This is a genomic window from Coprococcus sp. AM97-35, from assembly GCF_027697525.1.
Taxonomy (GTDB): Bacteria; Bacillota; Clostridia; order Lachnospirales; family Lachnospiraceae; genus Allocoprococcus; species Allocoprococcus comes.
In genome coordinates, this window is record NZ_JAQESL010000002.1 from 223421 (window position 1) to 236136 (window position 12716).

Below are 12716 nucleotides of genomic sequence, written 5' to 3' on the forward strand. Positions count from 1 at the left end.
GCATTTGCGTATGGAGGAAATCATAACCGGGAAATGTATAATCCTGATATTCTTCCAAGGATTGGGATGAATAAAGTACAATATCAAAATGGAACTACGACTTCGATCAATCATTTTTATGAAAAATTATTTTTACTGAAAGATTTAATGAATACGGATAGTGCCAGAAAAATTGCAGAAAGAAGAGAAAAATTCATGACGACATACATAGAAGAATTTATGCTTGAATGGAATTGTGAGGAAGAAATATGCTAGAGGTCAGATTTTATGACAAAATAGAAGATTCGCAATTAGATTTTGCTGTAATCATTGCCAGAACTGGCGAAAAATGGGTATTTTGCAAACACAAAGAAAGGGATACCTACGAAGTGCCTGGAGGACACAGAGAAGCAGGAGAGACTATTGAAGAAGCGGCAAAACGAGAATTAAAAGAAGAAACAGGAGCGGTGGACTTTAAGATCGAGCCAATTTGCGTATATTCCGTAAAAGGGAAAACGAGAGTCAACAAAGATGAAGAAAAAGAGACCTTTGGAATGCTTTATGTGGCAGATATTTTTTCATTTGAAGAGATACATAGTGAAATTGAGAAAATTGTCATATGCGATGAACTGATAAAAGACTGGACATATCCTTTAATTCAGCCGAAGCTGATTGAAGAAGCGGCAAGAAGAGGGCACGTTTGATAATGTAGCTGCATGCAGATGTGCGATCCCGTCTTACGATATAGGAAATCGGGATTCCTTTACAATGGAAGAATATTCCGTGGTAAATCTTTTTGCCTTGTAAATAATAAGAAATTGACGAAAATTACCGGGGGTATAATAAGCTTACGCTTTTATTTAAAGGTGAAGTGTAATGAACAGGGAGAAAAAGAGATGAAGAGAAAGAAAGTGCGAAGGAACAAAACGAGACAAACTATGAGTGGTATGTTGAAAATAATCCGCAGGAAGGAGATCTGGCAGGAGCCATTTATGAAGGAATCGCAGAATTCTTGAATGGACTGGATGATGCGGAGCGAGCAGAAGTTTTGTATGATGTTTATGCAGCAAATGTTTATCAGAATGGAAACGGAGAAGATGAACAGGGCAGAGTACTTCATAGGATGTTTGATCAGGTGATTATTGAGAATGTTTCTTTTAAATAAACAGTAAGAAGATAAAAGACAGGGAGTTGCCGCTTGTAACGACAAAAATCGTGAAGAGGTAACTCGCTGTTCGTTTTTTGCTTAACGGGAAAAATCTTACTTCAGCAGATAAGAAGAAATATCTGATTTTGGAGTAAAAGGAGGTAAGGAGGATATTTAACATGAGGCTTGCGATGATACAAATGTCAAATTCGGGAAGTGTAGAAAAGAATATGGAAAAAAGTCTGCATGCGATTGCAGAAGCAGCAGAAAAGGGAGCAGAGCTTGTGCTGTTCCCGGAAGTGCAGCTTACGGAATTTTTTCCGCAATATCTGGGAAGGGATGTAAGCAGTTATTCCGTATCTATAGAAGATGAGATTGTAAAAAAATTCTGTGATGCCTGCAAAAAGCATCAGATTATGGCAGTGCCAAACTTATATCTGCGGGAAGCAAATGGTACATACGATGCGAGTATTCTGATCGACCGCAGTGGAGAAGTCATAGGAATACAGAAAATGGTGCATGTTGCGCAGGTAGAGCAGTTTTATGAGCAGGATTATTATACCCCGTCAGATGATGGATTTCATGTCTTTAACACGGAATTCGGAAAGATCGGGATTGTGGTATGTTTTGACAGACATTACCCGGAAAGCATCCGGACGGAAAGCCTGCAGGAGGCAGATTTGATCTTGATCCCGACGGTGAATACCAAAGCAGAGCCTTCGGAAATGTTTGAATGGGAGGTACGTGTACAGGCATTTCAGAACAGTGTGGCGATCGCAATGTGTAACCGTGTTGGGGTGGAAGAGGAGATGGATTTTGCTGGGGAGTCTATGGCTGTCGATGCAAATGGAGAGATTCTTGCCCGGGCAGATGACACAGAGCAGATTGTGTATGTGGATATTAACTTGGAGAAATCCGGGAAAGTGCGGGAGAAAAGACCTTATACTCGGCTTAGGAGAAAAGAGTTTTATGTATAATGTGGCGGAATCGTGTCAAAATATGATTGCTTGCATTAAAAAATGACACGATTGACACAATTGACACGATTGTATATAATATAAATATATTATATGATTTGAGGAGGGCATAAAATGATTTTTCGGGAAAGTGAAACAGTAGAGCTTAAAGAAGTAGTAGTTGATGACATAAAAAAAGAAATTATTGCCTTTGCAAATTGTAATGGTGGCAAGTTATATATTGGTGTACAGGATGATGGTACGGTAGTTGGTCTTGATAATCCAGATGGCACTGCATTGCAGATCAGTAATATGGTCAGAGATGCGATCAAACCGGATATCACAATGTTTTTACATTATGAGACATTAGAAGAAGATGGAAAAAAGATTGTTGTTGTAGATATTCAACGTGGAACGGATCGCCCTTATTATATTGCAAAAAAAGGAATGCGACCAGAAGGAGTCTATGTCAGACAGGGATATTCAACTGTTCCTGCTACAGATGCGGCAATCCGCCAGATGATTAAAGAGACAGATGGAGATCGTTTTGAATCTATGCGTAGTCTGAATCAGGAACTGACTTTTGAAGTGGCAGAGAAAGAATTTCAGCTTCGTAAGGTTGAGTTTGGGATACAGCAGATGCGGACATTGAAACTGATTGATAAGGATGGACTTTACAGTAATCTTGCAATGCTTTTATCGGATCAGTGTGTACACACGATTAAAGTAGCTGTTTTTCAGGGAAAGGATCAGACGGTATTTAAAGACCGTAGAGAATTTTCAGGGGCATTGATGAAACAGATGAATGATGTCTACGATTATATTGATTTTCATAATCAGACACATGCAACAATTGAAAAGTTGCTGCGGATAGATGTCAGGGATTATCCTGAAATCGCTGTCAGAGAAGCATTGTTAAATTTGCTGGTTCACAGGGATTATGCGTTTAGTGCAAGTGCATTGATCAGTATTTATGAAGACCGGATGGAATTTATATCAATCGGAGGATTGATGCCTGGAATTGAGCTGGAGGATGTGATGGCAGGTATTTCTATATGCAGAAATCCGGATCTTGCAAATGTCTTTTACCGGTTGCATTTAATCGAAGCATATGGTACTGGAATCAGTAAGATTATAGGGGCTTACGCTGATATGGCAGAAAAACCTGTTATTGAGACGACGAGAAATACTTTTAAAATTGTATTACCGAATATCAATGTGCTATGTGAAAAAACAGATACGCCGGAGTCGGAAGTGAAGGATGAAAAGAATCCAGAAACGGATGAGGAGGATACACAGAAATTAAGCGATGAGGAAGAAAAAGTTCTGGAGTATGCCGAAAATTGTGAGGATTTTACAAAGAATGATGTTGTGAGTCTGCTTAAAGTAAGTGCATCAACTGCAGCAAGAGTGATAAGAGGACTTGTGGAAAAGAATTTCCTGAAACGGAATGGAAAAGCGAGAAGCACCTATTATACACTTCAAAAATATTAAAATAGAAACAATACGAGAGAATCTGTGGGTTGAAAAACTTGCAGGTTCTTTTTGTGTGTAAAAAAGTTTTTGCTAAATAAAAGATACGATGTGCCAAAGACACGTGCCCGGTACAAGAATGTGTCATTGTGCAGTCATCATTCAGTGCTGTATATAAAAATTTTAAATCGAGAAAATTCTTCTTGCAATATACCCTGATGGGGTATATAATGACCCTCGTAAAGAGGAAAGATAAGAGGTGAGACGCATGGAAGAAAAGAAAGAATGTTGTCACTGTCATAAGACGAAAGAGCGTTCTGAAAAGGAATACAAGGACATGATCAACCGCCTGAACCGGATTGAAGGGCAGGTCAGAGGTGTGAAGCGCATGGTAGAAGAAGATGCGTACTGTCCGGATATTCTGATTCAGGTATCGGCGATCAATGCGGCACTCAACAGTTTTAATAAAGTCCTTCTGGCGAATCATATCCGTACCTGTGTGGCAGAGGATATCCGCGAGGGAAAAGATGAGACGATCGATGAGCTGGTTGTAACGCTTCAGAAACTGATGAAATAACAGGATTGTTATAGATTTTCAGATGAAAAGCGCAGGAAAATTTTTACAATATAAAAATGGCAGATAAAGCCAAAAAGTGAGGTGGATTTTTGTGGAACAATATACAGTAACAGGAATGAGCTGTGCGGCATGCAGCAGCAGAGTGGAAAAGGCAGTATCGAAGGTATCGGGAGTTACCAGCTGTTCGGTCAGTCTTCTGACGAATTCCATGGGAGTAGAAGGGACCGCATCCCAGTCGGAGATCATTGCGGCTGTTGAGGCAGCAGGATACGGTGCTTCGGTAAAAGGAGCAGATGCAGGAGCCAAAAAGGGCACAGCAATGGACGAGGATGCCCTGAAAGACAGGGAGACACCGATTATGAAGCGCCGTCTGATCGCATCTCTTTGTTTCCTGATCCCACTGATGTACATTTCCATGGGTCATATGATGTGGAACTGGCCACTGCCGGGATTTCTGGCTGGCAATCATGTAGCAATGGGACTGATCCAGCTGTTATTTACCGGAATTATCATGGTGATCAACCAGAAGTTCTTCATCAATGGATTTAAGGGACTCCTTCATGGTGCACCGAACATGGATACTCTGGTTGCACTGGGATCAGGGGCATCCTTTGTATACAGCACCTATGCATTGTTTGCAATGACCGATGCACAGATGAAGATGGATATGGAAGGAGTCATGTCTTATATGCATGAGTTCTATTTTGAATCAGCAGCCATGATCTTGACGCTTATCACAGTCGGAAAGATGCTGGAAGCGCATTCCAAAGGAAAGACAACAGATGCATTAAAGAGTCTGATGAAGCTGGCTCCGAAGACAGCTGTTGTCCTGAAAAATGGTGTGGAGACAGAGGTTTCCATCGATCAGGTGAAAAAAGGCGATATCTTTGTAGTAAGACCGGGTGAAAATATACCGGTAGACGGTATCGTGCTGGAAGGAACCAGTGCAGTCAATGAAGCAGCACTTACCGGAGAGAGTATTCCGGTTGATAAAGCAGAAGGTGACAAGGTATCTGCTGCAACCATGAACCAGTCCGGTTTCCTCAAATGCGAGGCAACCAGAGTTGGGGAAGATACCACACTTTCACAGATCATTCAGATGGTCAGTGATGCGGCGGCAACCAAAGCACCGATCGCAAAGATTGCAGACCGTGTATCCGGAATATTTGTGCCGGCGGTTATTACGATTGCAGTGATTACAATTATCGTATGGTTGATCGCAGGTCAGAGTGTTGGATTCGCACTGGCAAGAGGTATTTCCGTACTCGTTATCAGTTGCCCTTGTGCACTGGGACTTGCCACACCGGTTGCCATTATGGTTGGTAACGGAATGGGCGCAAAGAACGGAATCATGTTCAAGACGGCGGTATCTCTGGAAGAGACCGGTAAAATGCAGATCGTAGCTTTGGACAAGACCGGAACCATCACAAGCGGGGAACCGAAAGTAACGGATATGATACCGGCAGAGGGTATCTCGGAGGAAGAACTTTTGGGATTTGCTTATGCACTGGAAAGAAAGAGCGAGCACCCACTGGCACATGCAATTTTGCAGGAAGCCCAAGAGCGCAGACTGGATGCGGAGGAAGTAGAAGACTTCCAGGCAGTACCTGGAAACGGACTTTCCGCAGTTCTTGCAGGAAAGACGATTTATGGTGGAAATAAGAAATTTATCCAGACAAAGACTTCTGTGGATGCAGGAACGCTGAAAAAGGCAGAAGATCTGGCGGCAGAAGGAAAGACGCCGTTGTTCTTTGCGAAAGAAGATCAGCTGATCGGAATCATTGCGGTAGCAGACGTCATCAAAGAGGACAGTCCAAAGGCAGTCAAAGAACTGCAGAATATGGGAATCCATGTGGTAATGCTGACCGGTGACAATGAGAGAACCGCAAAAGCGATCGGACGTCAGGCGGGTGTAGATGAAGTCATCGCAGACGTTCTTCCAGACGGAAAAGAAGCCGTTATCCGGAAATTAAAGAAAAAAGGAAAAGTTGCCATGGTTGGTGACGGAATCAATGACGCGCCGGCACTTACCAGAGCCGATATGGGAATTGCGATTGGTGCAGGAACCGATATCGCGATCGATGCAGCAGACGTTGTTCTGATGAAAAGCCGTTTAAGTGATGTACCGGCAGCCATCCGTATGAGTAAAGCAACTTTAAGAAATATCCATGAGAACCTGTTCTGGGCATTTTTCTACAATGTGATCGGAATCCCGCTTGCAGCAGGTATCTGGTATCCAATCTTCGGATGGAAATTAAATCCGATGTTTGGCGCAGCAGCTATGAGTCTTTCAAGCTTCTGTGTCGTAACCAATGCACTTCGTCTGAACTGGTTTAAAATGTATGATGCCAGCAAAGATAAGAAGATAAAGTCAAAAGTCAAAGAAATAGAGGAGGAAAAGACAATGACAAAAACAATGAAAATCGAAGGTATGATGTGTGGACACTGTGAGGCAACCGTAAAGAAAACTCTGGAAGCAATCGAAGGAGTAGAGGCGGCAGAAGTAAGCCATGAAAATGGAACAGCGGTAGTAACACTTGCGGCAGAAGTAGCTGATGAGGTACTGAAAAAAGCTGTTGAAGACAAAGATTACAAGGTGACAGGGATTGAGTAGGTTTAAGTCTGAAAAATAAAGATTGTTAGAAATTACAATACTATAAAGAAGAAAAACATGGAGAAAACCATTATTTTGATTGATTTATTATGAAAAAAACAATCAAAATAATGGTTCATAAAAAATAAAAAAAGTGTTGACACCATATAAAATCTGTGGTAAATTATAACTTGCGTAAAGCGAACAACAAAGAAGAGTATCCACTCTCACCTTAGCGCAATCAGGCGACTAACGGTTTGATATTGAATTTATAATACCGGATATAAGTATTGTATGCAATAGATAGTGGATAGTCTGCAGCTATTCACTATTTTTTATTTATTGGAGGTGCACAACAATTAGCGATTTAATGATTAACGAACAAATCCGCGACAGAGAGGTACGCGTGGTTAGCGAGAGTGGGGAACAGTTAGGAATAATGTCAGCAAGAGAGGCTATGAAGCTGGCACAGGAAGCGGAACTGGATCTGGTTAAAATCGCTCCGACAGCGAAACCGCCGGTTTGTAAGATTATCGATTATGGTAAGTACAGATACGAACAGGCAAGAAAAGAAAAAGAAGCAAAGAAAAAACAGAGAACTGTCGAGGTTAAGGAAGTGCGTCTTTCACCAAATATTGACACCAACGACCTGAACACGAAGATGAATAATGCTAGAAAATTTATCTCAAAAGGAAATAAAGTAAAGGTTACACTTCGTTTCCGTGGTAGAGAGATGGCTCATATGCAGCAGAGTAAACATATTCTTGACGATTTTGCTGAGAAGATGAAAGATGTTGCTGTCATTGAAAAGCCGGCAAAACTTGAAGGCAGAAGCCTGAGCATGGTTTTAACTGAAAAACGTTAAAAATAAATTATCTATATTAAGGAGGAAAACATCATGCCAAAAATTAAAACAAATAGAGCTGCTGCAAAGCGCTTCAAAACAACAGCTACAGGTAAACTTAAAAGAAACAAAGCTTACAAGAGCCATATCTTAACAAAGAAGTCTACTAAGAGAAAAAGAAATCTTAGACAGTCAACTATCACAGATTCTACAAATGTAAAGAACATGAAGAAAGTTTTACCATATCTCTAAGATTTGGCAGGAAAGATAGAAGGAGGATTAAGTAATGGCAAGAATTAAAGGCGGAATGAACGCTAAGAAGAAACACAATAGAACTTTAAAACTGGCTAAAGGATACAGAGGAGCTCGCTCTAAACAGTACAGAATTGCAAAACAGTCTGTAATGAGAGCCCTTACATCAGCATACGCAGGAAGAAAGCAGAAAAAACGTCAGATGCGTCAGCTTTGGATCGCTCGTATCAACGCAGCTGCAAGAATGAATGGTCTTTCTTACAGCAAGCTTATGCACGGACTTAAAGTTGCCGGTGTAGATATGAACAGAAAGATGCTCGCTGAAATGGCAGTTAATGATGCAGCTGGCTTCGCAGCTGTAGCTGAAGTTGCTAAAAAGGCACTTGCATAATTAAATCAGACGATTTCGTATAGAGTTTGAGAGAAGAGGGAAAACCTTGTGGAGAGAATCCGCAAGGTTTTTTTATGTGGATTGTTGTTATAACAACAGAATAGAATGCGGTTGTAAGCTAAAATAAGCTGGTAAAGTTAAAGGAATACAAATTTTTCGAATAGGAGGATATAAAGGAATATGATTCGTAGAATTATTCAGATAGATGAGGAGAAGTGTAATGGGTGTGGAGCTTGTGCAAAGGCCTGCCATGAGGGGGCTATTTCTATGGTAAATGGGAAAGCAAAGCTGATGAGAGATGATTATTGCGACGGGCTGGGAGACTGTCTGCCGAATTGTCCGGTGGATGCCATTCATTTTGTAGAGCGTGAGGCGGCGGCTTATGATGCGGAGGCTGTGAAGCAGAATATGCTTAAAAAGCAGCAGGAAGAGGCCACAAAGCAGAATGCGGGAGAAGGACCTAAAGCACCGGTAAAACCATTTGCAGGGGGATGTCCTGGAACCCGCATGCGTATGATGAACAGAGAGGAGAGTATGCAGAATGCAGAGAGCGAAGAGGAAGGAAGGGAGACGGCGAAAAGCGTGAATAAGAGTATGCTTTCCCAGTGGCCGGTACAGATTAAGCTTGCACCGGTGAATGCACCATATTTTGACGGGGCGAAGCTTCTGGTCGCTGCAGATTGCAGTGCCTATGCTTATGGAGATTTTCACAATCGTTTTATCAAAGGGCATGTGACTTTGATTGGATGTCCAAAACTGGATAATGTGGATTATTCGGAGAAGCTGACGGAGATTATTAAGAACAATAATATTAAGAGTGTGACGATTGTGCGGATGGAAGTACCTTGTTGTGGCGGACTTGAGCTGGCGGCTAAGAAAGCGCTTCAGGAAAGCGGTAAATTTATTCCGTGGCAGGTCGTGACCTTATCGCTTGACGGACAGATCCTTGATGAATAATATCAGTAAAGTAATTTCATTACGGAAAACAGCATATGAAATATGTTGCGGTAAATCTGTAGAGTCTGCAAAAGGGCAAAGAAAAAGGCTGAAAAGTTATAAACTTTTCGGCCTTTTCTGACGCATTTACTAATGTGTTCGTACATATTCTTTGATTGCGTTAAAGCTTTCTCTGCTGATCACGTGCTCCATCTGGCAGGCATCATCTGTAGCGATTTCTTCTGGGACACCGAGTTCGATCAGCCATTTTGAAATAAATTCATGCCGTTCATAGATCATGTTCGCGATCTCTTTTCCTGAATCGGTAAGATAGATAAAACCTGCATCTGTTACGGTAATATGATTCTCCTGACGAAGTTTCTTCATGGCGATGCTGACGCTTGATTTTTTGAAACCAAGTTCGTTGGCAATATCTACGGAACGTACGACAGGTAATTTTTTACTTAACATCAATATTGCTTCAAGATAATTTTCGGAAGATTCATTTTTAGCCATTTATTCCGGTCACCTCACTATTTATTCTTATATCTAATAGGATACCATGGATTATATTTTTTTTCAAATAATATTGTTCTGTAAATGCTCTTTTTGTGCAAAAAGTAGAAGCTATAACTATTAGAAGTAAGTTGTAAAGGGCAAAAATGAGTAACAGAAAACAATGGTTTAATAAAACTTAAAAAAATACTTGACAACACACAAATGTTAGCATATACTAACTAATGAACAAAAGTTGGTAATGAAAAAAATTATCATTCAAAATTCCAAATACGCAAAAGAACAGGAGGTAGGGATTATGCCTTTAACGATGGCGAATATTGGTGAAGTAAATGAGATCAAGAGAATTGGTGGAAATGAAGAAACAAGGCGATTCCTTGCGAATCTCGGATTTGTAGCAGGTGCAGAAATTACAGTTGTTTCTGCAATCGGTGGTAATGTGATCGTGAACATCAAGGATTCACGTGTTGCGGTTAATTCTGATATGGCGCGGCATATCATGATCTAGCCTCTGGCTGGTCGATGGGTCCGCTGCATATATATTCTGTATTACGAAGCTTAAAGGAAAGGAGATACGACAATGACTTTAGGTGATGCAAAGGTTGGAAGCACTGTTGTTGTGACCAAGATTGAAGGAGACGGAGCTTACAAACGCCGTATTATGGACATGGGCATAACAAAAGGAAGCGAGCTGTACATCAGAAAAGTTGCGCCTCTCGGTGATCCTGTTGAGATTACTGTAAGAGGATATGAACTTACAGTAAGAAAAGATGATGCACAGTGTGTGCAGGTAAAATAGCATATACATAATTATGCATGAGAGTAGTACAACAAGGAGGTAAAAAGGAATGGCAATTAAAATTGCACTTGCCGGAAACCCGAACTGCGGTAAAACTACCATGTTTAACGCGCTCACAGGAGCCAACCAGTATGTTGGTAACTGGCCAGGGGTTACTGTAGAGAAAAAAGAGGGTAAATTAAAAAGTAAGAAGACAAAGGAAGAAGTTATCGTAACTGACCTTCCGGGTATCTATTCAATGTCTCCATATACACTGGAAGAGGTCGTCAGCCGTGACTATGTGCTGAAAGAAAATCCGGATGTGATCATTGATCTGGTGGATGCAACCAATATTGAACGTAACCTGTATCTGACAACTCAGCTGATCGAGACAGGCGTTCCGGTTGTTATTGCACTGAACATGGCAGATCTTCTTGCGAAGAGAGGAATCAAGATTGATGTGAAGAGACTTTCAATGCTACTTGACTGTCCGATTATCGAGACATCTGCGCTGAAAGGTGAAGGACTTGACAAACTGATCGATGAAGCAGTAAAAGTTGCTAAGAAGTCAGAAATCGATCTTCCGAAAGATATCTTCTCAGCAGAGCTGGAAGGTGCTGTGGCAGAAGTTAAGAGCGTTCTTCCGAGTTCTGTTTCAGAAGAGAAGAAGAGATGGTACGCTGTAAAATTCCTTGAGAACGACAGCAAGGTAGTAGAGAGCATGAAACTTTCCGGTGCGGCAGCCCAGACGGTGGAAGCACAGAGAAAAGCTCTTGAAAAGAAACATGACGATGATATGGAAAGTATTGTAACAGACGAACGTTACAAATTCATCCAGAAGATTGTTTCAACAACTGTTCAGAAGGGAAAAGAAAAGCTTACAACTTCTGACAAGATCGACCGTATCGTTACCAACCGGTTCCTCGGAATCCCGATCTTTATGCTGGTAATGTGGATCGTATATTATGTTTCTGTAACGACAGTCGGTACCTTTGTAACAGACTGGACAAATGATGTATTTGTAGTAGCAATTCAGGATGCAGCAACAAGCGCACTTTCAGCGATCGGTGCCGGTGACATGGTTATGGGACTTGTTGTTGATGGTATCATCGGTGGTCTTGGAGCCGTTCTTGGTTTCGTTCCACAGATGGCGATTCTGTTCCTTTTCTTGTCTATCCTTGAAGACTGTGGATACATGGTTCGTATCGCATTTGTCATGGACCGTGTGTTCAGACATTTCGGACTTTCGGGAAAGAGCTTTATCCCGCTTCTGATTTCATCAGGCTGCGGTATTCCTGGAATCATGGCTTCTAAGACTATTGAACAGGACAATGACAGACGTCTTACAATTATGACAGCAACTTTTATCCCGTGTGGAGCTAAGCTTCCGGTTATCGCTCTGATGGGTGGTGTTATTTCCGGTGAAGTAGCAGGATATCAGGAAAGTTCATTTATCGCACCGCTTATGTATTTCATTGGAATTGTTGCAGTACTTGTGGCTGCGATCATCCTGAAGAAGACCAAACCGTTCTCAGGAAAACCGGCACCGTTCGTAATGGAACTTCCACAGTACCATATTCCACAGGCTAAGACAGTTCTCCTTCATGTATGGGAAAGACTGAAAGGCTTCATCATCAAAGCCGGAACAATCCTGTTCCTTGCCTGCGTCGTAATGTGGTTCCTTGGCGGATTCGGATTTGTAGACGGAAGCTTTGGCATGGTAGAAGACAGCGCAGACAGTCTTATGGCAATGATTGGTGGCGTGATCGCACCGCTCTTTGCACCACTTGGATTTGGCGAGTGGCAGCCGGTAGCAGCTTCTATCTCTGGATTTACAGCAAAAGAAGCAATTGTTTCAACAATGGGTGTACTTGCAAATGTATCTGGTGATACAGAAGATGCAGTCAACGTAGCAGCTGGTGTTGCATCTTGGTTCCCAAGCTCAATTGCAGCATTTACATTCCTGATGTTCAACCTTCTTGATTCTCCTTGCCTTGCAGCAATTGCTACAATGGCACAGCAGATGCAGTCAAGAAAATGGTTCTGGTTCGCAATTCTCTTCCAGAACATCTTCGCTTACATCGTATGCCTCTGTGTATATCAGATCGGTTCATTCGTAACAGGCGGAGCATTCGGAGTTGGTACAGCAGTTGGATTCCTTTTCCTTATCGCAATCCTTTTCATGCTGTTCAGACCAGATCCGTATAAAAATCAGAAAGTTTATTCAAAACGTTCTGTAAACGCATAAGATTTATAAGAACTTTAAGGCGGAAG

The 12716-nt window shown here is 41.6% G+C and carries 15 protein-coding genes; 14 read left to right on the forward strand and 1 reads right to left on the reverse strand.

What is annotated here, in order from left to right:
• Positions 1 to 66: 66 nt before the first annotated feature.
• From PG840_RS02840 to PG840_RS02890, 11 genes are all read left to right on the forward strand, one after another.
• Entirely contained in the window at positions 67 to 255 is a 189-nt protein-coding gene (locus PG840_RS02840) for a hypothetical protein (RefSeq protein WP_147326313.1), read from the forward strand.
• Positions 249 to 683: an NUDIX hydrolase gene (locus tag PG840_RS02845; protein WP_270205213.1), complete on the forward strand. Its 435-nt coding sequence runs from the start codon at positions 249 to 251 to the stop codon at positions 681 to 683. The genes PG840_RS02840 and PG840_RS02845 overlap by 7 nt, the downstream gene beginning before the upstream one ends.
• A gap of 308 nt (positions 684 to 991) precedes the next feature.
• Positions 992 to 1144, forward strand: a complete 153-nt coding sequence (locus PG840_RS02850) for a hypothetical protein (RefSeq protein WP_173824579.1) — start codon at positions 992 to 994, stop codon at positions 1142 to 1144.
• Between the two features lie 161 nt (positions 1145 to 1305).
• Positions 1306 to 2103 (forward strand): carbon-nitrogen hydrolase family protein, encoded by a 798-nt coding sequence (locus tag PG840_RS02855; protein ID WP_270205214.1) that lies wholly within the window; start codon positions 1306 to 1308, stop codon positions 2101 to 2103.
• 114 nt (positions 2104 to 2217) lie between these two features.
• Positions 2218 to 3576: an RNA-binding domain-containing protein gene (locus PG840_RS02860; protein ID WP_270205215.1), complete on the forward strand. Its 1359-nt coding sequence runs from the start codon at positions 2218 to 2220 to the stop codon at positions 3574 to 3576.
• Positions 3577 to 3823: 247 nt separating this feature from the next.
• Positions 3824 to 4132, forward strand: coding sequence for a metal-sensing transcriptional repressor (locus PG840_RS02865; protein ID WP_117833980.1), 309 nt, complete (start codon positions 3824 to 3826; stop codon positions 4130 to 4132).
• A gap of 91 nt (positions 4133 to 4223) precedes the next feature.
• The gene (locus PG840_RS02870; RefSeq protein WP_118217275.1) at positions 4224 to 6746 is read left to right on the forward strand and encodes a heavy metal translocating P-type ATPase; all 2523 of its coding nucleotides are present in this window, start codon (positions 4224 to 4226) and stop codon (positions 6744 to 6746) included.
• A gap of 349 nt (positions 6747 to 7095) precedes the next feature.
• On the forward strand, positions 7096 to 7590 hold the full coding sequence (gene infC / locus PG840_RS02875; protein WP_008374852.1) for a translation initiation factor IF-3: 495 nt from the start codon (positions 7096 to 7098) through the stop codon (positions 7588 to 7590).
• A gap of 33 nt (positions 7591 to 7623) precedes the next feature.
• Positions 7624 to 7821 (forward strand): 50S ribosomal protein L35, encoded by a 198-nt coding sequence (rpmI, locus tag PG840_RS02880; RefSeq protein ID WP_022220532.1) that lies wholly within the window; start codon positions 7624 to 7626, stop codon positions 7819 to 7821.
• A gap of 34 nt (positions 7822 to 7855) precedes the next feature.
• Positions 7856 to 8212, forward strand: coding sequence for a 50S ribosomal protein L20 (gene rplT / locus PG840_RS02885; protein WP_008374854.1), 357 nt, complete (start codon positions 7856 to 7858; stop codon positions 8210 to 8212).
• A gap of 180 nt (positions 8213 to 8392) precedes the next feature.
• Positions 8393 to 9169 (forward strand): ATP-binding protein, encoded by a 777-nt coding sequence (locus PG840_RS02890; protein WP_270205217.1) that lies wholly within the window; start codon positions 8393 to 8395, stop codon positions 9167 to 9169.
• Positions 9170 to 9298: 129 nt separating this feature from the next.
• Here PG840_RS02890 and PG840_RS02895 read toward each other — a convergent pair whose 3' ends face one another.
• The gene (locus PG840_RS02895) at positions 9299 to 9664 is read right to left on the reverse strand and encodes a metal-dependent transcriptional regulator (protein WP_008374860.1); all 366 of its coding nucleotides are present in this window, start codon (positions 9662 to 9664) and stop codon (positions 9299 to 9301) included.
• Positions 9665 to 9962: 298 nt separating this feature from the next.
• Between PG840_RS02895 and PG840_RS02900 the strand changes: the two genes are divergently transcribed.
• From PG840_RS02900 to feoB, 3 genes are all read left to right on the forward strand, one after another.
• Positions 9963 to 10172 (forward strand): FeoA family protein, encoded by a 210-nt coding sequence (locus PG840_RS02900; RefSeq protein WP_022220531.1) that lies wholly within the window; start codon positions 9963 to 9965, stop codon positions 10170 to 10172.
• Positions 10173 to 10244: 72 nt separating this feature from the next.
• Positions 10245 to 10463, forward strand: a complete 219-nt coding sequence (locus PG840_RS02905) for a FeoA family protein (protein WP_055260881.1) — start codon at positions 10245 to 10247, stop codon at positions 10461 to 10463.
• Positions 10464 to 10512: 49 nt separating this feature from the next.
• Positions 10513 to 12690, forward strand: a complete 2178-nt coding sequence (gene feoB / locus PG840_RS02910; RefSeq protein ID WP_055155678.1) for a ferrous iron transport protein B — start codon at positions 10513 to 10515, stop codon at positions 12688 to 12690.
• Positions 12691 to 12716: the final 26 nt, after the last annotated feature.